This window comes from Pyxidicoccus trucidator, assembly GCF_010894435.1.
Lineage (GTDB): Bacteria > Myxococcota > Myxococcia > Myxococcales > Myxococcaceae > Myxococcus > Myxococcus trucidator.
In genome coordinates, this window is record NZ_JAAIXZ010000014.1 from 206,843 (window position 1) to 228,227 (window position 21,385).

The 21,385-nt window shown below is 70.3% G+C and carries 17 protein-coding genes and 1 pseudogene; 7 read left to right on the forward strand and 11 right to left on the reverse strand.

What is annotated here, in order from left to right:
- Positions 1 to 2: 2 nt before the first annotated feature.
- Positions 3 to 263 (reverse strand): hypothetical protein, encoded by a 261-nt coding sequence (locus G4D85_RS33535; RefSeq protein ID WP_164018141.1) that lies wholly within the window; start codon positions 261 to 263, stop codon positions 3 to 5.
- A 70-nt stretch (positions 264 to 333) separates the two neighbouring features.
- Positions 334 to 1,779 carry an ELWxxDGT repeat protein gene (locus G4D85_RS33540; RefSeq protein WP_164018142.1) on the reverse strand — a complete coding sequence of 482 codons (1,446 nt, stop codon included), beginning with the start codon at positions 1,777 to 1,779 and terminating at the stop codon, positions 334 to 336.
- 211 nt (positions 1,780 to 1,990) lie between these two features.
- Here G4D85_RS33540 and G4D85_RS33545 point away from each other — a divergent pair, with 211 nt between their 5' ends.
- Positions 1,991 to 3,412: a galactose oxidase-like domain-containing protein gene (locus tag G4D85_RS33545; protein ID WP_164018143.1), complete on the forward strand. Its 1,422-nt coding sequence runs from the start codon at positions 1,991 to 1,993 to the stop codon at positions 3,410 to 3,412.
- Positions 3,413 to 3,416: 4 nt separating this feature from the next.
- On the opposite strand, the gene G4D85_RS33550 is transcribed toward G4D85_RS33545, so the two are convergent.
- Together G4D85_RS33550 and G4D85_RS33555 are read right to left on the reverse strand one after the other, a co-directional pair.
- Positions 3,417 to 4,145, reverse strand: coding sequence for an SDR family NAD(P)-dependent oxidoreductase (locus tag G4D85_RS33550; RefSeq protein ID WP_164018144.1), 729 nt, complete (start codon positions 4,143 to 4,145; stop codon positions 3,417 to 3,419).
- 256 nt (positions 4,146 to 4,401) lie between these two features.
- Positions 4,402 to 5,343, reverse strand: a complete 942-nt coding sequence (locus tag G4D85_RS33555; protein WP_164018145.1) for a bifunctional helix-turn-helix transcriptional regulator/GNAT family N-acetyltransferase — start codon at positions 5,341 to 5,343, stop codon at positions 4,402 to 4,404.
- A gap of 235 nt (positions 5,344 to 5,578) precedes the next feature.
- On the opposite strand from G4D85_RS33555, the gene G4D85_RS33560 reads away from it, so the two are divergent.
- Positions 5,579 to 6,349 (forward strand): SMI1/KNR4 family protein, encoded by a 771-nt coding sequence (locus G4D85_RS33560; RefSeq protein ID WP_164018146.1) that lies wholly within the window; start codon positions 5,579 to 5,581, stop codon positions 6,347 to 6,349.
- Between the two features lie 820 nt (positions 6,350 to 7,169).
- A pseudogene (locus G4D85_RS50865) lies at positions 7,170 to 7,301 on the forward strand (TetR family transcriptional regulator); the annotation flags it as partial.
- A gap of 693 nt (positions 7,302 to 7,994) precedes the next feature.
- Here G4D85_RS50865 and G4D85_RS33570 read toward each other — a convergent pair.
- The gene (locus G4D85_RS33570) at positions 7,995 to 8,990 is read right to left on the reverse strand and encodes a bile acid:sodium symporter family protein (RefSeq protein ID WP_164018147.1); all 996 of its coding nucleotides are present in this window, start codon (positions 8,988 to 8,990) and stop codon (positions 7,995 to 7,997) included.
- A gap of 198 nt (positions 8,991 to 9,188) precedes the next feature.
- Between G4D85_RS33570 and G4D85_RS33575 the strand changes: the two genes are divergently transcribed.
- Positions 9,189 to 9,869, forward strand: a complete 681-nt coding sequence (locus tag G4D85_RS33575; protein ID WP_240359649.1) for a GNAT family N-acetyltransferase — start codon at positions 9,189 to 9,191, stop codon at positions 9,867 to 9,869.
- Between the two features lies 1 nt (position 9,870).
- Here the strand turns inward: G4D85_RS33575 and G4D85_RS33580 are convergent, their stop codons facing one another.
- Entirely contained in the window at positions 9,871 to 10,959 is a 1,089-nt protein-coding gene (locus G4D85_RS33580) for an endonuclease/exonuclease/phosphatase family protein (protein WP_164018148.1), read from the reverse strand.
- A 107-nt stretch (positions 10,960 to 11,066) separates the two neighbouring features.
- Positions 11,067 to 12,875 (reverse strand): hypothetical protein, encoded by a 1,809-nt coding sequence (locus tag G4D85_RS33585; protein WP_164018149.1) that lies wholly within the window; start codon positions 12,873 to 12,875, stop codon positions 11,067 to 11,069.
- A 202-nt stretch (positions 12,876 to 13,077) separates the two neighbouring features.
- Here G4D85_RS33585 and G4D85_RS33590 point away from each other — a divergent pair, with 202 nt between their 5' ends.
- Positions 13,078 to 13,848: a 3-hydroxybutyrate dehydrogenase gene (locus tag G4D85_RS33590; protein WP_164018150.1), complete on the forward strand. Its 771-nt coding sequence runs from the start codon at positions 13,078 to 13,080 to the stop codon at positions 13,846 to 13,848.
- Here the strand turns inward: G4D85_RS33590 and G4D85_RS33595 are convergent.
- The 3 genes from G4D85_RS33595 to G4D85_RS33605 all read right to left on the reverse strand — a co-directional run bounded on the left by G4D85_RS33595 (position 13,802) and on the right by G4D85_RS33605 (position 18,163).
- On the reverse strand, positions 13,802 to 15,166 hold the full coding sequence (locus G4D85_RS33595; protein ID WP_164018151.1) for an MFS transporter: 1,365 nt from the start codon (positions 15,164 to 15,166) through the stop codon (positions 13,802 to 13,804). The genes G4D85_RS33590 and G4D85_RS33595 overlap by 47 nt on opposite strands.
- A gap of 54 nt (positions 15,167 to 15,220) precedes the next feature.
- Entirely contained in the window at positions 15,221 to 16,642 is a 1,422-nt protein-coding gene (locus G4D85_RS33600; RefSeq protein ID WP_164018152.1) for a hypothetical protein, read from the reverse strand.
- 99 nt (positions 16,643 to 16,741) lie between these two features.
- A complete protein-coding gene (locus G4D85_RS33605) occupies positions 16,742 to 18,163 on the reverse strand; it encodes an esterase/lipase family protein (RefSeq protein ID WP_164018153.1) in 1,422 nt (473 codons plus the stop codon).
- 411 nt (positions 18,164 to 18,574) lie between these two features.
- On the opposite strand from G4D85_RS33605, the gene G4D85_RS33610 reads away from it, so the two are divergent.
- On the forward strand, positions 18,575 to 19,807 hold the full coding sequence (locus G4D85_RS33610) for a threonine aldolase family protein (protein WP_164018154.1): 1,233 nt from the start codon (positions 18,575 to 18,577) through the stop codon (positions 19,805 to 19,807).
- A gap of 99 nt (positions 19,808 to 19,906) precedes the next feature.
- Complete coding sequence (locus G4D85_RS33615; RefSeq protein ID WP_164018155.1) at positions 19,907 to 20,104, forward strand: hypothetical protein; 198 nt, start codon at positions 19,907 to 19,909, stop codon at positions 20,102 to 20,104.
- Between the two features lie 19 nt (positions 20,105 to 20,123).
- On the opposite strand, the gene G4D85_RS33620 is transcribed toward G4D85_RS33615, so the two are convergent.
- Positions 20,124 to 21,362, reverse strand: coding sequence for an MFS transporter (locus tag G4D85_RS33620; protein WP_164018156.1), 1,239 nt, complete (start codon positions 21,360 to 21,362; stop codon positions 20,124 to 20,126).
- Between the last annotated feature and the right edge of the window lie 23 nt (positions 21,363 to 21,385).

Consider the following 21,385-nt stretch of genomic DNA (forward strand, 5'->3'; position numbering starts at 1 on the left):
CCTCAGGTACAGCTCTTCGCCCGCTCGTTGCAGCTGCTGACGCAGCCAGGCGTGTCGAAGTCGAACTCGGTGTCCTGGGGCTTGCTGCTGGCGGGGCCCTCGGGGAAGCGATTGGTGGCCCTGGGCGGAGGCTGGCAGGTGTCGAGGCAGGCGTTGTACTCGTTGCGGCACGGCTCCGACATGCCCGAGGTGCTCAGCGTGGCGCAGCCGGCCAGCCCCGTGAGCACTCCGGCCAGCACCCCGATTCCCAGGCAGGTTCTCATCCCCGCACTGTAGGCCACGGGGCCCCACGCTGGCAGGGGCGGGGCGGCCCGCCACCTGCGCAGCGCGCGGCTACAGGGCGCTCGGGCCGCAGCGCCCCTCGGGCCGGAGGGGCAGGGCCCACAGCTTGCGGACACCGGCGCCATCCTCGGCGGTGAAGAACGCATCCCACCCGGAGCGCACGAAGCCCCTCGGCTCCGAGCCCTTCGCTCCGGGGGACAGGTCGTCAATCGGCACCGTGCCTCCAGCCTGGCCGTTGCTCATCCAGGCCTCGCGGCCGCGCCCCGAGGTCTCCGCGCTGAAGAACAGGTTTCCCTGGAGCGCCACCATCCGCTCGGGGAAGGAGCTGCCCTCGCCCGGCTCCACGTCCGCGAGGAGGCGCGTCCCGGCCACCGTTCCATCGCTCACCCACGGCTCGCGCCCGTTCGTCCCATCCTCCGCGGAGAAGACGAGCCGCTGGCCGAACACGGAGAACTCGCCGGGCATGGAGCCCATGTCTCCGGGGTGGACGTCCTTCACCCGCCACGTCCCCTTCGGGGTGCCGTCGCTCCGCCAGAGCTCCATGTCTTCGCCGGCCATGTCCGTGGCCGCCGCGAAGTACAGCTTTCCACCCATCGCCAGCATCTCCCCCGCGTGGGTGAACTCGGCGACCATCTTCGGCGCGCCCCCCTCCGTCACCATCAGCTTGAGCTTGTGGCCGTGCAGGTCGCCCATGACGAAGAACACGCGCCGGCCCACGGGGGTCGGAGCGCCCAGCACGGCGCCCTCGCTCGACATGCGCATCAGCTCGGTGGGAGGACCGCTCGCGCCAAGGCGCATCACCGTCGTGAAGAACGCCTCGAAGTGCGCGATGAAGTAGATGGAGCCATCACTGCTCCGGGCGAAGAGGTCCGGGTTGGTGCCCTCGGCGCCCGGGTCCAGGTCGGCGACGAGCGCCGTGCCCGCCGCGGTGCCGTCGCTCATCCACAGCTCACGGCCGTGCTCCTCGTCGCCCGCGGTGAAGTAGAGCCGGCCCTGGTGCTCGAACATCGAGCGGGGGAACGAGCCCGTCGGCCCGGGCCAGATGTCCGCCACCAGGCGTGTGCCGGCGGGGGTGCCGTCACTCACCCACAGCTCGCGGCCGTGCTCCGCTTCCTCGGCCGCGAAGAAGACCCGCTCTCCCACCCGCGTGAGCTGCATGGGGGGCGTGCCCGTGGGCCCCGGGGCGAAGTCCTTCACCTTGAAGGTCCCCGCGCCCTGCGTGCCGCTGGTCACCCACAGGGAGCCTCCCGACGCGTCGTCACCCGCGAAGAAGAAGAGGAGGCCGTTGGCATGCACCGGATCTCTCGGCTCCGGCGCGGTGCCCGGGAGGCCGGTGCCCAGCGCTTCGGGCGTCGTGCCGCAGGGCTCCCACGTACTCGCCGCCTGGGCCGCGACGCTTCCCGCGCCTCCCTCGTGCTGGGCGGGTCTGCCCGCGTCCTGTTCGGTGCAGCCGGAGAGCAGCGCCAGCGCCAGGGGAAGGGCAGGCCAGCACTTCATGAGGACCTCGATGTGATGGGTGGAAGGACTGGCGGAATCTGGCCGTCCGGGCGCTCACGCCTACCCGTGCGGAGGGCGGAGGCGACCTGCCTGCACGCGACAGTCGCGACGTGGGGCGGCAACACTCCCTCAGACGCGAGGACCGATTGGCTCATGCGGCCCGCCCATTAGGTTCTGCCACTCCCATCGGCAACATCCCCTGGAGGCCGCAATGTCGTGGAGCTCCCTCTACCCCCGGCCGCGGGGGCTCGCGGTCTGTTTCGCCCTGTGCGCGGTGCTGGGCAGTCCCGCCCGGGCACAGACCGCGCCGTCGGACGTCGGCACCTGGTCCAGCGTCATGAGCTGGCCGGTGTCGGCCACGCACGCGAACCTGCAGCCGGATGGGAGGGTGATGTTCTTCGGCGAGTTCGCGGAAGGGAACCTGGCTCCCCGCCGGTGGGACCCCGCCACCAACACCGTCACGTCGCTGGCGCACCCGGGGTACAACATCTTCTGCGCGGGCCACTCGTACCTCGCGGACGGCCAGCTGCTCGTCACCGGCGGGCACATCGAGAGCCACGTGGGGCTCCCCGACGCGAGCCTCTTCAACCCCACGACGGCCTCATGGACCCGCCTGCCGGACATGAACGAGGGGCGCTGGTACCCCACGAACACGACGCTGGCGAACGGGGACGTCATGGTGCTCTCCGGCGAAATCGAAGATGCGGGCGACATCAACGAGCTTCCCCAGCGCTACCTGGCGGCCAGCGGCACGTGGCGGAACATGACCGGGGCCGTGCTCAAGCTGCCGTACTACCCGCGCATGTTCCTGGCACCGGACGGCCGGCTGTTCTTCGCCGGCCCGTCGCGTGGCACGCGCTGGATGAACACCTCCGGCACCGGCTCCTGGTCCACGGGGCCCTCCAGCCGCTTCGGCACGCGGAGCTACGGGCCCGCGGTCATCATCGACGGCCGCGTGTTCCTCGTGGGTGGGGGAGACCCGCCCACGGCCACGGTGGAGAGGATTGATTTGAACGTGTCCTCGCCCACGTGGAGCTACGTGGCGTCGATGCTCACCTCCCGGAGGCAGCACAACGCGACGCTGCTGCCGGATGGCCGGGTGCTGGTGACGGGCGGAAGCCGGGGCAGCGGCTTCGACAACTCGGGCTCGCCGGTCTTCCAGGCGGAGGTGTATGACCCCGCGACGAACCGGTGGACGCGCTGGGCGAGCAACACCGTGTACCGCGGCTACCATGCCACCGCGGTGCTGCTGCCGGACGGGCGCGTGCTGAGCGCGGGAGGCCGCAACCGGCGCACGGCGGAGGTCTTCTCTCCGCCGTACCTGTTCAAGGGGGCGAGGCCCGTGGTCAGCGCTGCGCCGACCACCGTCACTCCCGGCACCTCCTTCAGCGTCACGACGCCGGACGCCGCGCGCATCACCCGGGTGACGGCCATCGCCCTCGCGTCGGTGACGCACGCGTTCGACCAGAACCAGAGACTCCTGACGCTGGGCTTCACGCAAGGCGAGGGGGGGCTGACAGTCACCGCGCCCGCGAACAACAACGTGGCGCCCCCGGGCTACTACCAGCTCTTCCTCGTGTCGGACACGGGCGTGCCGTCGCTGGGGCGGATGGTGCGCATCACCGGCCCCTGAGGCGTCAGACGGCCGTCCAGCCTCCGTCCAGGTCGAGCACCATGCCGGTGGCGTACGCGTTCGTCGCGAGGAAGAACGCGGCGTCCGCCATGTCGCGGACGGTGCCGGGGCGCTTGAGGGGGATGCGGCTCACGAGGGCGTCCATGAACGCGTCGAGCTGCTCGGGTGGGACGTGCCAGTCGATGGCCGTGTCGCGCGTCAGCCCCGGAGACAGGACGTTGACCCGGATGCCCTTGGGGGCCAGCTCGATGGCGAGGGAGCGCCCCATGGCGTTGACGGCGCCGCACAGGCCCGCGCCGCCGGCATAGTTCGGCAGGGCGGCGTGGCCCGCGATGCCCGAGCAGAAGAGGATGGAGCTGCCCGGAGCCATCTTCGGGACGGCGTAGTGGCAGGCGGCGAGCTGTCCGAAGAAGCGGTCATTGAACAGGTCGCGCCAGGCCTTGGGAGACACCTCCTCCACCGGGCCGAACACCGCGCCGCCGGCGCAGGTGACGAGCAGGTCCACGCGGGGTACGGAGTCGATGAGCCGCTGGACCTGGGCGTCATCTCCCACGTCCGTCGCGATGCCGCGTGCGCCGTGGCCGATTTGCGCCGCCGCATCGTCCAGTCGCTGCTTGCGGCGGCCGGCAATCACCACCTCCGCGCCTTCTCGGGCGAACCGCTCCGCGATGGCGAAGCCGATGCCCGTGCCACCACCCGTGACGACCGCGATCTTTCCATCCAACGCACCCATGACTGCCTCCAGGAAGTAGGGGACGAGAAGCTCCGCGAGGAGAGCATGTCCCTGGCGCGTCACCTGCTTTTTGTTGCCGGGCGCAAGGACCGCGCAGTGGAGGGGAACGCGGGTGTATCGGCGAGCCTCGCCTACACGCGCGGCGGCGCCACCTGGAGCCCTGGGACGAAGCCTCGAGGCCGGCGGGGCGCCCTACAGGTCTGGTGGGGTCGGCAACCGCCGCAGGCGGTGGATTCTCGGCGCACTGCAAGGCGCCTCAATGACGCGGGAGCTTCAGCTCCCACGTCTCGCCGACGAGGCCGTGTCCGAAGCTGTTGTGCGGCTCGGAGTGGACGAGGACGAAGCCGGCCTGCTCGTAGAGATGGCGGGCCGCGTGGAGCACGTCGTTGGTCCACAGGCGCACCTTGCGGTAGCCGGCCTCTCTGGCGAAGCGCACGCACTCGCCCACCAGCCGCGAGCCGATTCCCAGTCCGCGCGCGGAGGGCTCCACCAGCAGGAGGCGGAGCTTCGCCACCGTCTTCGACTCCTGGACCAGGAACACCGAGCCGACATTCTCTCCGTCCCGCTCGGCAATCCAGCAGCGCTCCCGCTTTGGCTCGTACTCCTGGATGAACTTCGCGGCGATGCTGGCCACCAGCGCCTCGAAGCGCTCGTCCCAGCCGTACTCCTGGAAGTACAGCGCGCCGTGGCGCTGGACGACCCAGCCCATGTCTCCCGGCCGGTGCTGCCGGAGGAGGTACGGGGCCTTCTCTGTCTCCACCTTTCCCCCGAGCAGCTCCTCGATGGTCCGCATCGCGTCCAGCAGGCGCCGCTGCCCGGTGGGGGACAGCCGGGCCAGCAGCGCGCCGACCTCGTCGCTCGAGCGCGCGTTGAGCCGGGCGAAGGCGTCCTGGCCCCGCCGGGTCAGCCGCATCAGGCTCTGGCGCCCGTCGGCCTCGGAGCGCTCCCGGGCCATCAGGCCCCGTGAGCCGAAGCCGCGCAGCACCCGGCTGAGATAGCCCGGATCCAAGGCCAGGTCCCGGCTCAGCTCGGCCGCCGTCGGCTTCTCGCGGTTCGCCAGCTCGTAGAGCACCCGCACCTCGGTGAGGGAGAAGTCGCTCTCCAGGTGGCCCTCGTGCAGGACGCCGATTTTCTGGGTGTAGAAGCGGTTGAAGTGCCGAACCGCCGCCACGCTCCGCTCGTGCCTGGTCGTCGCCATGTCCTGGGTCCTCGGGTTCGTTCTCCCCAACTCGTTGCCAGTGTCAACCAATCGATTGCCTCAGGCAACCATCATGGCGGCGCCCACTGCGGGTGTGCTCGTGTGGGGGAGGAGCCGCCATTTGACTGCCAGCAGCTCCATGGGTGATGTCGTCGGTGGCTTCGTGCCATACCTGCCAGGAACTGCTTTTCATGACCCGCTGCACTGAAGAAGCCTGCTGATGGATTGGCCCCTTGTGATCGAGTTCATCCGGCAGCGCGACCCGGCGTTCCTGTCTCAAGTGGAGGGAATGCCGGACGCCGCCATCTCGGCCCTGGCCGCTGACCGCGGCGTCACGCTGCCTGCCACCTATGTGGAGTTCTTACGGCGGATGGGGGGCCACAGTCATGGCTACACTCCGTTTGGCGCGACTCAGGACCACGGCTTCGCCGCCATCGCCGAGCGCCTCGAGGCGGAGCGCCTCGACGACAAAGACGACGCGCCGCCCGGCCGCTTCTTCCCCGTGGCCATCGAAACCGACCTGTCGCTGGTGGCGTTGTACGACCACTACCTCGACCTGCAGCGCGGCGATGGCGATGACGCGCCCCTCGTGACGCTGGAGCAGGGCGTTCCGTTCAGATGGCAGACGCCGGACGAGACCGGCGAAACCTGCGGCGAACGCATCGCCGCCAGCGTGTTCAACCACTTCGAGCTGCGCCTCCGCGCCAATCGCGACGTGGTGGCCCTGGGCGGCGCGCTGCAAGCCGGCCAGGGTCGTGCCGCGTTGCAGCAGGCCCTCGCACTACTGCAACGCGCCGGGTTCGCGCCTGTCCTGCCGCTGCTGGGCCGCGTGGCGTGTTTGCAGGCGGGTCCGCTCAGCGTGCTCGCCAAGGTCAACGAGAACTACGAACTGCTGACGCTGCGGATCGGCAGCGACGACGCGCTGGCCGTGAAGGAGCTGGTCTCCCAGTTACTCGCCGGCCTGCCCGGTGCGCGGCGGCCGGCTGGCCCGCGCAACCTGGACTGAACCCGGCGCGGCAGGCGGCGGCGCGCTTCAGGATGCTCAGCGGCCCGTCGATGTCGGCCACTTTGGCAAGCTCGCGCAGCTCGTCGAGGGCGGGCAGCGCGGCCAGCACCGCATCGGCCGATAGCAACAAGCAAGCTCAAGGTTTCATCTCGCCGCGACGTTACGTGGCAGTTGGACGGATGACCGCGCAGGGCCGCAAGGGCCGCCGAGCGCAATCGCCCCTTCCAGTCCTTCAGTGGGCCAGCGCAAGCCGGGCAGCTCCTGTCCGGATCGTCCAGCACGTGCACCTCTTCCACGAGTGGATGCTGGAGCTGCTCTCGCAGGTGGTGGCCATGCTGCGGCAGCACATTTGTACGTCCTCTGGCTCATTGCAGGACGGGCTGGGGCGAGGACGTACGGGTCGTGGGCGCTGGCACCGCCGCGGGACGCGCACACCCGTCCCGCGAGCCCGTCGGTCGTGGGCGCTGGCATCGCCGCGAGGAGCGCACGTCCGCCCCGCGAGTCGGCGGTCATGGGCGCAGGCACCGCCGCGAGGAGCGCACGTCCGTCCCGCGTGCCCGTCAGCCGTGGGCGCTGGTTCCGACGCGTGTCCGGTCGGGCGACGCCTCGGCCGCGAGGGGCCCACGACCCGGGACGTTGTCCCGACCTGCCCCCGTGTCAGACCCACCCGGTAGACAGGTTCGGGTGGAAGGAACGTTCGTTCCGCGGCGACCCCGCTCCCGAGGGGGGCGAAGCGGAAGGTCGTCTCGTTCGCGGCAGCCAGTCGCCCGAGGGGCGGGGAGGGGATGGGGATATGGAATTGCTGGAGATGTTTCACGCGATGGCCCTGCGCTATGCGGCGGGACTGCTGGTGCGGCGCGGGTACGAAAACGCGCAGGCCTCGGAGCTGGCCCGCGCCATGCACATGTCAGTGGGCGCGATGTACCGGCGTTATGGCAGCAAGCTGGGGCTGGCTCTGGCGGTGCGCGAATACACCGAGAAGACGCTCTGCTATCAGGCGGAGGTCTCATTCCTGTTGAGCCACGGCAAGCCGGGCGTGGACTTCGCCCAGGCGTTCCTCGACTTCTGGTGGGAACTGGCCAGGTGGGCGCTGACGCAGCCGGACCTCTTCGGCTTCACGTTCCTGCACTGGCATGCGCGCGAGTATGGGCCGCACTCGCCGCCGGCTCCCGGGCCTCGGGTGGCCGGGGCGCTCATTCCGCAGCAGTCGTCCGGTGGGACGACGCGTGCGCTGGTGCGCGACGTGCTGGAGAAAGGCGAGCGGGAGGGAGCGCTGCTACGCGGCTGCGTCCCGATGGGTGAAGGGTTGGTGTGGGGCACGTTGCTGGAACTGGCTCGGACGGCGCAGCAGGGCGCGCAGGCGGGTGAAACCGAAGTGCTCGCGTCGGCACGGGCCCTCTGGCGCGCCCTGGGCCGCTCCGAACACTCCGGGCCCCAAGGCACTGGCACACCACCCACAGACAAGGACGCCGGGCTCTGCGATAGCGGCTCGTCCCCCGCAGGCGAGGACTCCGGGCTCTGCGATAGCGGCTCGTCCCCCACAGGTGAGGACGCCGGGCTCTGCGATAGCGGCTCGTCCCCCACAGGCGAGGACTCCGGGCTCCGAGATATTGGCACCCCTTCCTTGGGTGATGCTTCCGGGTGCTCAGGACGTGGGCGGAGAGGCCCGGCTCGCGTAGCGCTCGGCCAGGGCCGAGCACACGAGCAACTGGAGCTGGTGGTAGAACATCAGCGGCAGGACGATGAGCCCCAGTCCCGGGTGCGCGCCGAACAGGAGCCGCGCCATGGGCACGCCGGAGGCCAGGGTCTTCTTGGAGCCACAGAAGACCGCGGCAATCTCGTCCTCCTTCACGAAGCCGGCCCGGCGGGTCACCAGGGTGCTCAGCACGAGCACGATGGTGAGGAACAGCGCCGCGCCCCCGAGCGTCACCGCCAGGATGCCGCCACCATAGTTCGTGAACAACCCGGCCTTCACCGAGTCACAGAACGAGGCGTAGACCAGCACCAGGATGAACAACCTGTCGAAGCTGTTGGTGTAGCGCCGGTAACGCGCGAACCAGGCGCCCAGCAGTGGGCGGAGCAGCTGGCCGATGACCAGGGGCAGCAGGAGCAACGTCGCCAGCTTGCGAATGGCCTCGCCCAGCGGAATCGACTGGCCTGTCGTCGAGGCGAGCAGGCTGACGATCAGCGGGGTGAGGACGACGCCGAGCAGGCTCGACAGGCTTGCGTTGAAGATGGCCGCCGCCACGTTTCCGCGAGCCAGCCCCGTCATCGCCACGGACGAGGAGATGGTCGACGGGACGGCGCACAGGTAGAGGAACCCCAGCAGCAGGTCAGGTGGCAGCCAGCGCCCCGCGATGAGGTTGAGCAGCAGCCAGAGGAGGGGAAACACCCCGAAGGTGAACGTCTGCACCACGACGTGCAGCCGCCACTGCAGGATTCCCGCCTTCAGGTTCGCCAGCGGCAGGCCGAGGCCGTACAGGAGGAACACCAGGAAGATGCCGGCGTTGGCGACGACATCCGCGTGCATCGCCCCACCGGTGCTGCCGAAGTCGGGGAAGAGGACGGCGAGCACGACGGCGGAGATCATCCCCACCAGGAACCAGTCCCGTGCGAGCCGTTTCACGAGGCGAAGGGGCATGCGGAGGAGATGAATACTCCGTGCGACGGGAGACCTCCACCCCTGCCTTCAGCCCCAGCGCCGGACCCCGTGCGTCGGCGGGAACAGCACTCGCGGCGAGCTACCGTCCGACACCCCATGACAGCGACTGTCGTACCGGCACCGGACCCCGTGCGTCGGCGGGAACAGCACTCGCGGCGTGCTACCGTCCGCCAACCCATGACCGTGACTGTCCAGGAGCTGGGGCCGGAGCTGCTCGACCAGGTGGGCCCTCTCTGCGCCCGCGCCTTCGATGACTACCCCTTCCTGGCGGAGCTGTTCCCCGGCGCCCCCGAGCGGCGCGCCAGGGTGTCCACCCGCTTCTACAGCGCCACCGTCATCGACTGCCTGGAGCACGGCATCGTCCACGCCATGGTGGAGGGTGGGCGGCTGACCGGTGTCGCCGCCTGGCTGCGGCCGGGGGCCTTTCCCCAGTCGCTCCGGCGCCAGGCGGGGTTCCTTCCGACAGTCTGGGCGGGCCTGCGGTACTTCCCCGGCCGGGCCCGGCTGGCGCTCCAGGCGCTCGCGCGACTGGAGCGCTACCACCCCCACACGCCACCGCACTGGTACCTCGCCGCCATCGCCGTCGAGCCCTCCCACCAGGGCCGGGGACTGGGGGCGCGACTGATGAAGCGCGGCCTGGAGCTGGCGGCGGAGCAGGGCGACCCCTGCTTCCTGGAGACGGCCAAGGAGTCCAACCGCGAGTGGTATCGCGGCTTCGGCTTCGACCTCCAGCGCGAGGAGCCATGCTTCGACGGCGGGCCGCCACAGTGGTTCATGTGGCGGCCGCCGGAGACGGTGGCCTCGGGGAAAGGGCGCGCGGAGGTGGCACCTCCCGCGCGGGCTCCCGGCGCGGCGTAGGTCAGCGGTCGATGCGGAACCTCACCACGACGCCCGCGTGGTCGGAGGGCCAGCGCCCCTGCTCGGTGCGGTCGGACAGCTCGTCACCGACGACCTCGGCGGAGAGCGGCTCGAGGCCGTCACCGTTGTAGAGGACCAGGTCGATGCGCTCGTCGAAGCCCTCGGTGGTGGTGTCATTCACCGTGTCGCTGACGCAGCAGGTGAAGCCGTCACCCGAGCCCACCGTCGTCCACGCGTCGGTGAGGCCGGCCGAGCCGGTGAGGATTCCATAGGCCGGCGTCGGAGAGCCCGGGCCGGTGTTGAGGTCGCCCACCAGGATGAGGGGCCGGGGATAGCCCGCGAGGATGGTGGCCAGCTCGTTGGCCTGGGCTTCGTTGGCGGGCATCAGCCCTTCCATGTGCGAGTTCACGAAGGTGAGGCGCGCTCCGTCCACCGTGGCCTCCACCTTGGTGAACCCGCGCCTGAAGGTGACCGACGCGCCGCCCACGGGCACCTGCTGGTTGGTGGTGTAGTTCTGCTCCACCACGTTCGAAATCAGGACGTCTCCCCGTGACAGGATGACGTCGTAGTCCGTCAGGCGGATGTCGGTGAGGTCGCTCGCGTTGCCGGAGAGCGCGGCCGGGAGCTCGGAGTCCGCGTTCGTCACCTTCGCGGCGACGCGGTAGTTCAGCCCGCGCGCCTCCAACTCGGCCATCAGGATGGCGAGGAAGTCGTAGGTGATGTTCGCCGCATCCGGCAGCGGGTAGGAGCGGAAGTCGCTCGGGTACTGGGTCCGGTAGAGCGACACCTCCTGAAGGCCGACGAGCGCGGGGTCGGCCGCCTGGATTTCATCCGCGAGCGCCTTCGCGCGATCCCGGAAGTCCGTGGCCTGCACCGTCGCATAGAGCTGCGCGGCAATCGCCGGGACCTGCTCGAAGGTCTGGGCATTGGCGAGCAGGAAGATGTTGCCGCCCAGATAGATGTTCCGGGTCATCACCGCCGCTTCGGTCGAGCCTGTCTGGGAGTCGGGCTCGTCGTCGTCGCAGGCAGTCAGGGACAGCACGGCGCACCCGAGCAGCGGTGCCAGCAGGCGGAGGGGGCGTGGGAACATGGGGCTCCTGGGTGGAGGGAGGCCGCAGTGTGCCATGCGGGAAGCGCCCGGATGCCGGGGGAAGCGCGGGAGAGGGCTCCACCCCCGCGCCAGTCCACACTCCGCGCTCAGAGCCTCATGGGGCCGAGCTGGTGAGGCACCGGAACGCTCCCTCCAGGAGGTGGCAGCGCCAGGCTGCGCAGCGCTCCGTCGCGCCACGTCATGAAGCACAGCTCCGGGGACTCCAGGGGGACGTCGAAGTCGAAGTGCACCCGCATCAGGCCAGCCTCGGTGGACTCCTTCACGGTGATGTGGAGCCCCGTGAGCTGGAGCTCCGTTCCCGGCGCGGGAGGGGTGTCCTGGTAGACCTGCTCCCAGAAGCCGGTGTGGCGCACGTCCGCGCGCACCACGAGGTCCAGGCCCGTGGCCGAGGTGCGCTCCAGGACGTGTTCGTGCGGCGCCGAGCTGAGCAGCCGGAACCGGCGCGGCGCCCGGCCCTGGAGCACCATCGCCGCCGGGACGAAGGTGGCGATGCTCGGGTCGGCCGCGGCCACCATGACGAGGGTGCCCTCACACGGAGGGGCCGCGCTGGCGATGCTCCACTGGGCCTCGGCTATCTGGTCCAGGCCCAGGCCCATCACCACCCGGAAGAGCGGCCCCGCGACGAAGTGCCCGAGCACGAGGACCGCCACGGCCACCCGGAGTCCTCCGCGCGCCAGCCCTGAGCGCCCGGGCTCGCGGGCGGCCTCCCAGCTCCGGACCAGCAGCACGGCCACCAGGGCGCTGCCCGCCAGCAGCGGCACCATCAACACGCGGCCACCGATGACACCCGCGGCGCCAGGGATGACCGAGGCCAGCCCCCCGGGTAGCAACCAGCGCAGGGTGTTCCGCTCCTGCTCCGTCAGCCGCCCCCGAAGGGCGCGCAGGAGCAGCAGGGCGCCCACGGTGACGAGCGCTCCCCACACGGCGAAGGCCGCGTGCAGCGGGGGAAGGGACGAGGCGGCATCCGACGGCGTGCCGGCGACCAGCTCTCCCAGGAGGATGAGCACACGCTGGGCCATCGTCACGACGAAGGTCCCCGGCGCACCCAGCGGGTCCAGGTAGGCGCCGCTGCCTCGCGCGCCGTAGCCCCGCGCCACGTAGAAGGCGAGGTACACCCCCACCAGGATGATGAACGGAGCCAGGGCGACGGCCGCGCGGCGCAGTCCCTCGCGGCGGCCGAACAGCTCATAGGCGCCAATCAGCGCTACCGCCCCAAGCGCCGGCTCACCGCCGAGGAGCGCGCCCACCATCAGCAGCGGGCCGAGGAGCCGGCCCGGCCGCCAGCCGTCCTCGCGGGCTCGCAGGTGGGCCGCCAGGGACAGCAGCCCGAGCAGCCCGGACACGAGCGGATGGCGCGACGCGAGCCACGCCACCGGCATCAGGTGCGCCCCGGCGATGGCCCAGACGACGGTCGCCACCCCCGCGAGCGGTACGGGCAGGAGGCGCCGGTGCAGCGCGCCGACCACCGCCATCATCCCCAGGAACCACGCGAGGCTGTGGAGGTGCGCGGGCAGGGGCTCCTGTCCGAAGAGCCGCAGGTCCAGCACGAGCAGCGCGCTGGTCAGCGGCCGGAAGAACCGCACGGACAACACGTCCGACGTCCACCACGGCAGCAGCCCGGCCTCCCTCAGCCCCGCGGGGGTCGTGCGCGCGGTCCCCACGAACTCGTAGAGCGTCAGGGGCCCCCAGTCGCCTTGGTCCCGGAGCACCCCGGAGAGGACCAGGCGGTGCAACAGGTCGTCGAGCAGCAGCCCTACGTTCAGCGAGGGCAGCGACACGAGCACGCCCAGCCCCATCGCCAGGACGAGCGAGCGGGGCCAGCGCCACCACGAGCGGGACGCCGTGGCGCTGGAGGGCGGTGTGCCCGGGACTGCCTGTCTGGGTGTCTCGGACATGGTGGTAGGCCGCTTTCCCGCGTAGCTCGGGAGAGCGTACCCCTGTCGGACGGAAAGACGCGTGCCTTCCCGGGCCTCCCGGACGCCGAGGCCGCTGCCCGGGGGCGCCGGGGTGGACGCTCCGGCGATGGCGCGGCGCGGCACCCCGTCGCGCCATTGCCCTTCGCGGCGGCTTCCTCCACCATGCGCGCGGAGGTGGAACATGAATCAGGATTCAAGTCGAAGCGCGCTCGTGACGGGCGCGGCCAACGGCATCGGCCTCGCGGTGGCGGAGAGCCTGGCGGCGCAAGGAGTGCGGGTGTTGCTGGCGGACCTCGACGAGGCGGCGGGCACCGCGGCGGCGCAGCGGCTTCCCGGCGCCCGGTTCCAGCGGGCGGACGTGTCGTCCCGCGAGGACTGCCGCGCCCTGGTGGCGCACGCCGAGCGGGAGTGGGGGCGGCTGGACATCCTCGTCAACAACGCGGGCCTCCAGCACGTGTCCCCGGTGGAGGAGTTCCCCGAGGACCGCTGGGAGCAGCTCATCCGCATCATGCTCGTCGGCCCGTTCCTGCTGACGCGCTACGCCCTGCCGCTGATGTACGCCCGGAAGTGGGGGCGCATCATCAACGTGTCCTCGCTCCACGGGCTGGTGGCCTCGCCGTACAAGTCCGCGTACGTCTCCGCCAAGCACGGGCTGATGGGCCTGACGAAGACGGTGGCCCTCGAGGCCGCCGACAAGGGCGTCACCGTGAATGCCGTGTGCCCCAGCTACGTGCGCACGCCCCTGGTGGAGAAGCAGATTGCCGACCAGGCACGCGTCCACGGAATCACGGAGACGGAGGTGGTGGAGAAGATCATGCTGGCCCCCGCCGCCGTGAAGCGGCTGCTGGAGCCCTCCGAGGTCGCCGCCTACATCTCCTTCCTGTGCTCGGACGCCGCGGCCGGCATCACCGGGGCGGCACAGGTGATGGACTGCGGCTGGACGGCTCGCTGAGCACGTCCGGACCGGGGCTCGTGGGTGGAGCCTCGGTCAGGTTCTCCCGGAACGTCTCCGCCGACAGGTAGACGGAGACGAGGGTGATGACCGCCAGCGCCACCATGTAGAGGGACACCGACCAGGCCTGGCCCCCCGAGTACGCCAGCAGCGCGGTGGCCACCAGCGGCGACAGGCCCCCGGCGAACACCGACGCCAGCTGGTACCCCAGGGATGCGCCGCTGTAGCGGACGCGGGTGCCGAACAGCTCCGAGAAGAAGCTTGCCTGCGGCCCGTACATCGCCGCGTGCGCGATGATGCCCAGGACAATCGCCAGCCAGATGAGGCCCGTCTCCTTCGTGTCGAGCAGCCAGAAGAAGGGGAAGGCCATCAGCCCGCAGCCCACCGCGCCCGCCAGGTACACCGGCCGGCGGCCGAACCGGTCCGACGCGGCGCCAAACGCGGGAATCGCCACCAGGTGGACCGACATCGCAATCAGCACCCCGTTGAGGAAGGTGGAGCGCGGCAGTCCCAGCCGCTCCGTCCCGTACGAGAGGACGAACGTGGTGATGATGTAGAAGAAGCCGTTCTCCGCGAAGCGCGCCCCCATCGCCAGGAGGATCTGCTTCGGGTAGTTGCGCAGCGCATCCAGCACGGGGATGCGCGGGGACGCCTCCTGCGGCTTGCGGTGCTGGAACACCGGGGACTCCGCCACGCGCAGCCGGATGAACACGCCCATGCCGATGAGCAGCGAGCTGAGCAGGAAGGGGATGCGCCAGCCCCAGGCGAGGAACTCCGCCTCCGGCATGCGGGAGAAGACGGAGAAGACGGCCGTCGCCAGCAGCATCCCCGCCGGTGCTCCCATCTGCGGCCAGCTTCCATAGAAGCCCCGGCGGTGGGCGGGCGCATGCTCCACCGCCATCAGCACCGCGCCGCCCCACTCACCGCCCAGGCCGAAGCCCTGCACCAGCCGGAGCAGCACCAGCAACGCCGGCGCCCAGACGCCCAGCGTGTCGTAGGTGGGCAGCAGGCCCACAGCGAAGGTGGCCACGCCCATCAACATCAGCGTGGCGCTGAGCATGGCCTTGCGGCCGAGCTTGTCGCCGTAGTGGCCGAACACCACGCCGCCCAGAGGCCGGGCGACGAAGCCGACGGCGAAGGTGCCGAAGGCCGCCATCGTCCCCGTCAGCGGGTCGAAGGAGGGGAAGAAGAGGCGGTTGAACACCAGCGCCGCCGCCGTCCCGTAGAGGAAGAAGTCGTACCACTCGATGGCCGTGCCGATGAAGCTCGCCACCGCCACCTTGAAGATGGAGTCCTGCCGCGCCTGCGTGGGTTCCATGCCTTCCCCTCCCGAGTCCAACGTGGTGTGCGTGGTCCGTGCAGCGCAGACGGCTTACAGCAGCAGACGGAGCGTCGCGAAGTACGAGGCGTCAATCTCGTCGCGCTGGCCGTCCTGCTTCCGCTGGAAGCGGGCGTAGCGGGCGCCGAGCGCCACGTCCTCGGTGAACCAGTAGGTGCCGCCCACGTTGAGGTAGAACTGCGTGGTGCGGGTGACGGGCTCGCTGGCGGGGGTGTTCCCGGTGGGCGCCACGAAGGTGGGCGAGCCGTCCGAGATTCGCGCGAACTGGAAGCCGACGCCCGAGCGGCCCTGGACGTTGACGTCCACGCCGGCAGACACGGACGTGGCCGCGTAGCGGGTGGACAGCAGCTGGTCCGCGAAGCCCGGCGTGGCGTTGGCGACGTCGTTCTGCACGCGGGCGATGTTGAAGAACGGGGTGATGAAGAGGGGGATGCCCACATTCGTGTGCAGCTTCAGGAGCACGTTGCCGCGCAGGTTGTTGCCGCGCAGCAGCGGGTCCGTGCGGGACGTCGTCTGGTAGTTCACGTCGAACACCTGGGCCATGGCCTTGGCCTCGAACAGCTCGTGCGTGTAGCCGATGGACGGGCTGATGACCTGGAAGTGCAGGTCGTCGTCGGGCTGGCCGTTGCGGTAGTTGCCCAGGGGCCGCTCCCAGAAGCGGCTGCCGCCGCCAAACGTGCCGCCCACCTGGTACGAGCTGGAGGTGCTCAGGGGGTTGGCCGCGGTGAAGCCCAGGCCCACGCGGAAGCCCTTCCAGTCATACGCCGCCTGCGCGCCCTGGCCGCGGTTGAAGCCGCTGTAGAGCAGCGGATCCCGCGTGTACTTGTCCGCGAGCAGCGTGTCCGCGACGTGCGTGGAGAGGTAGTCCACGCTGGCCGAGTCCACGACGATGCCGGCCTCCAGGGTGGCGCCCCAGCGCTGCAGGCGGATGACCTGGTCGCGGACGCTGAACGACGCGGTGCCCTCCCAGACGCCCGAGCCGTGAGCGCGGATGTTGCGCTCGAACTCGCTCCTGAAGGAGACATACTGGCCCAGCCGGCCCTCGAAGCCGAAGCGCGTGAGGGCCACCGTCGTGGCCCGGCTCTCGCGGCTGGTGTTGAGCGTCTGGATGAGGTTCTCCACGTGGATGCCACCCGCGAGCGCGAGGATGGGCTTCACGTAGAACGACTCGTTGCCCACCGCGATGCGCGGCCTCACGGTGGGGGGCGGCCGGGCGTCGACCACCTCCGAGGTGCCCGCCATCTCCTCGGCGGTGACGGGCTTCTCGACCGGAGCGTCCGGTCCGGACGCCGGAGCCCCGCTGGTGGGGGCGGCCTCGGCGGCCTGGGGAGCCTCGGGTGCGGGAGCCGCGGGAGCGGCCTCGGTGGCAGCGGGGGCGGGCGTCTGGGCCCAGGCGGCCGGCACGGTGCCCAGGGCCAGCGCGCAGAGGGACGCGGTGAAGGGGAATCGCTTCATTGGGTGGGCTCGGGAAGGGGAGGGGGGAACGACGAGCCGGCCCCGCCGCGTACACCACGGCGGGGCCGGCCCTGCTGCTTGGAGGGAAGGTGAGGAGCGCTACTCGGCCAGGTACCGCAGCGTCAGGTCCACGCCCGCGTTGGAGCGCATGGAGCCGAAGTGGTTGGCGATGAAGCCGTTCACGAAGTAGCCGCTGGTGTCGTAGTCGTTCAGCGTGGTGAGCGTGTTCGTCACGCAGCCATCCATCTCGATGCGAGAGGCCGCCTCCGAGACGTAGAAGTCCTGGTAGTTCGTGCCCTTCGTCTTATCCGTCATGGTGAGCGTGTAGTACTTCACCACGTTGTTGCCGCACTGGCCCGTCTTGCCGAAGGCGTAGTCACCGTCCGCGCAAGGCGTGGCGAAGAGGTCCCGGGGACCGTTGAGCGGCTTGTGGAAGTACGTCTGCACGTAATTGGAGCGGCTGCCCATCTCACAGACGATGGTGCCGCGCATGGTGTCGTTGGCGGCGCACAGCGAGTTGGGCTGGGTGTCGTAGGTGGAGACGCCGTGGTTGGCGCCCGAGCCGAGGATGACGTGGCTCAGCTGGGGGAACGGGTTGATGCCACCCGAGCGGCCCGAGCTCCACTCCACGTAGAGGCGGCGCACGGCGTCGCGCGCGACGGTGACGCCCAGCGAGTGGCCGACGAGGGCCACCTTGCGGTTGGGGTTGTTCCTCATCACCGCCTTGACGAGCGACTGGAGGATGGGCGTCGCCCAGCCGTGGTCGATGTTGCCCGAGGAGTTCTGCGTGCTGGCGTTCGCGGACGGGTCGATGCTGGTGACGACGTCCGTGCGGAAGTCCACGGCGATGACGCGGAAGCGCTGCGCGATGAGCTTCTCGGCCAGCTGATCCCGGGAGGTGGAGTCCGCGGTGAACTGGACGTTCTCCGTGGCCGTGTTGACGGGCGTGCCCGGCGTCAGGAGGAACTTCTCCCAGGTGTGCGGGCGGGTGGAGTTGCCGTGCACCAGGATGACGATGGGCTTGGAGGAGTCCTCGGAGTTCTGCGTGTACTCCTTGGCAGCGCAGGGGTAGCCCTCGATCTTCGCCTTGTCCCCGTCGATGAAGCCGGTGGCGGCGTTGGGACCGCCGAACGCCGAGTTGCCGGTCCACTTGCCGTCGTTGTTGCCGTCCTTGTACGGCGTGGTGCCGGCGGTATTGGTCTTGTCGTAGTAGAGGTTCGTCACCGAGCAGCCCGGGTGGTTCGTCAGCGGGCGGTACTTGCCGTCATAGGTACGGTAGTTGTCCTGGTTCTGCGGCACCGTGGTGGTGATCTCCGCCATCTCCGGCGCGTCCTGGATGGACCAGGTGGAGATGTCGATGCCCGCCGCTTGTACCTCGGCGGTCTTCGAGGCGATGCGCTCGCGACATGCCACCACCTCGGCCGGGGTCTCCACGACGGGAGGCGGATCCTCGCCGACCTCCTGGTTCGAACACGCCAGCCCGCACAGCCCGAAGACCGCCGCCACAGCACGAATACTCATGCGATGCGTTGCCATTTGTAGCTCCGTTGCAATCGCTTACAGGGTTCAGTGGAAGTGCGGGTGCTTCCCTCCGGCGCGCTACATCCGGTGGTGGGAGGTCCCGGCCTGCGGCGTGGACGAAGCGCACCGCAAGTGGGGCGATTCGTACCAAACGCGGACCTCGGGGAGCAAATCAGACTTGAAGACTGATTCAGATTTCGGCCGCTCCAAGTTGAAGGGTGATTCAGTATTGCGGTGCGTCACGTGCCGAAGTTGAAGGGTGATTCAGTATTGCGGTGCGTCAGGGGTTGTTCGGGGGTGGGGTGCGCGTCGCGGTGCGTCAGGCTTTGCGAAGCAGGGCGCGCATCGCGGCGCGTCACGGGTGTAGGTTCCTTCCGCTGGACATGGACCTCTCCAGGAAGGCGCGCACCGATGAATCCCCGTCACCTCAGCCGGGGCGAGTTCCTCGCCCTCACCGGCCTGCTGTCCGGCTCCGCGTTGCTGCGAGGCACCGCCGAGGCCGCCACGCCTCCGGCGCCCACGCCCGCTGGCAAGGGCGCGCCTGGCCCGGGGCCTTCCCGGGAGGAGATGGAGAAGGTGCGCCGCGAGTGCCGCGCCTCGCTGACGTCCGGCATGCCCGTCAACGCGGGCGACGAGCTCATCCGCATCGGTGAGTGGGTGAAGCGGCAGGGCGTGTCGCGGGACTTCTATGGGAACGGGGAGTTCGTCCAGTCCTTCGAGAAGCGCGTGGCGGGCCTGCTCGGCTTCGAGGACGGGTGCTACATGCCCACCGGCACCATGGGCCAGCTCGCGGTGCTGCGCATGTACGCGGACGCGAGCGGCAACCGGCGCGTGGGCCTGCACCCCTCGTCGCACCACGTGCTGCACGAGAGCGACGCCCACGCGGTGATGCACGGGCTGCGCGAGGTGCTCATCTCACCGTGGACGCGGCCGCTGCTGGCCAGTGACGTGCGCGACGCGAAGGACCCTCTTGGCACGGTCAGCGTCGAGCTGCCGGTGCGGTGGCTGGGCGGACAGCTCCAGACGTGGGAGCAGCTGGAGGAGCTGAAGCGCACCTGCCGTGAGAAGGGCGTGAAGCTCCACATGGACGGTGCGCGGCTGTGGGAGTGCCAGCCCTACTACGGCCGCTCGTACGCGGTCATCTGCCGGGGCTTCGACTCCGTCTACGTGTCCTTCTACAAGATGGTGGGCGCGCTGGGCGGGGCCATGGTGCTGGGCAGCAGCGACTTCGTCCGCACCGCGCGCACCTGGCGGCACCGGCACGGCGGCAACCTCTACCAGATGCTGCCTTATGTCGCGTCCGCGGCCATGCGCCTGGACGACGTGCTCGCCCGCATCCCCGGGTACGTGAAGCGAGCGAAGTCGCTCACCGAGGCGCTGGCGGCGGACTCGCGGCTGACGGTGCTGCCCCGGCCCGTGCAGACGAACATGTTCCGCGTCTTCCTGCGCGGTGACCCGGCGGCGCTGACGCGCCAGCGAGACAGAATCGCCCGCGAGGACAAGGTCTGGGTGGCGGGGGGCTTCAGTCCCACGCGCGTGCCCGGCGTCGTGGAGACGGAGCTGCAGGTGGGGGAGGGGCTGGGAGACATCAAGGACGCGGACATGGCCCGCGCCTTCTCGCGGCTGTGCGACGCGGCCGGCTGAGTGGAGGGCAGGCAGCCGGGCGGCCATGAAACGAAGCGCGCCCGACACTCCGTGGGCGCGGTGGGTTGCGGAGGCTCCGGCCTGCGTTACCTCAAGTACATGACCGAGGTTCAGACGACATCATCGCGCGACTACAAGATTCCGGAGGGCTGCCCCGTCTGCGCGGCGGACCTTCCGGTGCGTGTGTCCGCGTCCGGGCCGAGCGCCGTCTGCAAGCACTGCGGGTGGTTCGGCCGTCCCACCCTCACCGTGACCCACAGCGGGTTCCGCGTCTCCGTCGAGGGGGAGAAGGCGTAGCCCCGAGGCCCGCCCTGACCTACCGGCGGGCGGATTCCAGGTGGTCCACCCGGCGCAACTCCGGGAAGAGCCAGGCCCAGAGCGCCACCACCACCAGCGTGCCCACCGCGCCCGCCACTACGGCGTGGACGGCGCCCACGCTCTCGGCGAGCCCGCCCGCGCGGAACTCGCCCAGCTCGTTGGAGGCGCCGATGCACATCAGGTTCACCGCGCCCACACGGCCGCGCATGTCGTCCGGCGTGGCCACCAACTCCAGCGTGTGCCGCACCACCACGCTGACCATGTCCGCGGCGCCCGCCACCGCCAGGGCCAGCAGGGACAGGGGCAGCGAGCGACTCACCCCGAAGACGAGCGTGGCGAGCCCGAAGATGGCCACCGCCCCGAACATCTTCCACCCGGCCCGGCCCCCCACGGGACGCAGCGCGAGGAAGACGGCCACCAGCGCGGCGCCCACCGCCGGAGCGCCACGCAGCAGTCCCAGCCCCCACGGCCCCGTGTGCAGCACGTCCCGCGCGTAGATGGGCAGCAGCGCCACCGCGCCGCCCATCAGCACGGCGAACAGGTCCAGGGTGATGCTGCCCAGCAGCATCCGCTGCCGGCGCACGAAGCGCAGCCCCGCCACCAGCGTGGCGAAGGACAGCTTCTCGCTGGAGGCGCTGCCTGTCCTCACCTTCAGCGAGAGAATCCAGCCCACCGTCAACGCGCACAGCGATGCCGAGGTGATGTAGACCCCCGCGGCGCCCAGCCAGCCGTAGAGGAGGCCGCCCACCGCCGGGCCGGCGATGGAGGCCATCTGCCAGGTGGTGGAGTTGACGGCCACCGCGCGAGTCAGCTCCTCGCGGGGAACCAGGTAGGGCGTGAGCGCGGAGCCCGCCGGCGCGTAGAAGGCGCGCGCCGTCCCGAAGAGCACCAGCACCCCGTAGACGAAGCGCACGTCGCGGATGTGCCCCAGCGTGAAGATGAGCAGCAGCAGGCTGCACAGCAGCATCACCCCCTGGCACACCGCGATGATGGCGCGCCGGTCCACCCGGTCCGCCATCTGTCCACCCAGGAGGCTGAAGGCGAGGAAGGGGAGGAACTGGGCCAGGCCCGTGTAGCCCAGCGCCAGCGCGCTCCCTGTCAGCTCGTACACCTGCCAGCCGATGGCCACGGACTCGATCTGCACGGCCAGCACCGCGCACAGGCGTGCCACCTGGAAGACGCGGAAGTCACGATGACGGAAGACCGAGCGGGAGGACGTAGCGTCGAGGGCGGTCATGCTGGGACGGCGCTCTAACGCAC

What these genes read in the sequence shown, in the direction of transcription:
- G4D85_RS33535 (WP_164018141.1), bottom strand. Translation starts at nt 263, where the DNA reads ATGAGAACCTGCCTGGGAATCGGGGTGCTGGCCGGAGTGCTCACGGGG.
- G4D85_RS33540 (WP_164018142.1), bottom strand. Translation starts at nt 1,779, where the DNA reads ATGAAGTGCTGGCCTGCCCTTCCCCTGGCGCTGGCGCTGCTCTCCGGC.
- G4D85_RS33545 (WP_164018143.1), top strand. Translation starts at nt 1,991, where the DNA reads ATGTCGTGGAGCTCCCTCTACCCCCGGCCGCGGGGGCTCGCGGTCTGT.
- G4D85_RS33550 (WP_164018144.1), bottom strand. Translation starts at nt 4,145, where the DNA reads ATGGGTGCGTTGGATGGAAAGATCGCGGTCGTCACGGGTGGTGGCACG.
- G4D85_RS33555 (WP_164018145.1), bottom strand. Translation starts at nt 5,343, where the DNA reads ATGGCGACGACCAGGCACGAGCGGAGCGTGGCGGCGGTTCGGCACTTC.
- G4D85_RS33570 (WP_164018147.1), bottom strand. Translation starts at nt 8,990, where the DNA reads ATGCCCCTTCGCCTCGTGAAACGGCTCGCACGGGACTGGTTCCTGGTG.
- G4D85_RS33575 (WP_240359649.1), top strand. Translation starts at nt 9,189, where the DNA reads ATGACCGTGACTGTCCAGGAGCTGGGGCCGGAGCTGCTCGACCAGGTG.
- G4D85_RS33580 (WP_164018148.1), bottom strand. Translation starts at nt 10,959, where the DNA reads ATGTTCCCACGCCCCCTCCGCCTGCTGGCACCGCTGCTCGGGTGCGCC.
- G4D85_RS33585 (WP_164018149.1), bottom strand. Translation starts at nt 12,875, where the DNA reads ATGTCCGAGACACCCAGACAGGCAGTCCCGGGCACACCGCCCTCCAGC.
- G4D85_RS33590 (WP_164018150.1), top strand. Translation starts at nt 13,078, where the DNA reads ATGAATCAGGATTCAAGTCGAAGCGCGCTCGTGACGGGCGCGGCCAAC.
- G4D85_RS33595 (WP_164018151.1), bottom strand. Translation starts at nt 15,166, where the DNA reads ATGGAACCCACGCAGGCGCGGCAGGACTCCATCTTCAAGGTGGCGGTG.
- G4D85_RS33600 (WP_164018152.1), bottom strand. Translation starts at nt 16,642, where the DNA reads ATGAAGCGATTCCCCTTCACCGCGTCCCTCTGCGCGCTGGCCCTGGGC.
- G4D85_RS33605 (WP_164018153.1), bottom strand. Translation starts at nt 18,163, where the DNA reads ATGAGTATTCGTGCTGTGGCGGCGGTCTTCGGGCTGTGCGGGCTGGCG.
- G4D85_RS33610 (WP_164018154.1), top strand. Translation starts at nt 18,575, where the DNA reads ATGAATCCCCGTCACCTCAGCCGGGGCGAGTTCCTCGCCCTCACCGGC.
- G4D85_RS33615 (WP_164018155.1), top strand. Translation starts at nt 19,907, where the DNA reads ATGACCGAGGTTCAGACGACATCATCGCGCGACTACAAGATTCCGGAG.
- G4D85_RS33620 (WP_164018156.1), bottom strand. Translation starts at nt 21,362, where the DNA reads ATGACCGCCCTCGACGCTACGTCCTCCCGCTCGGTCTTCCGTCATCGT.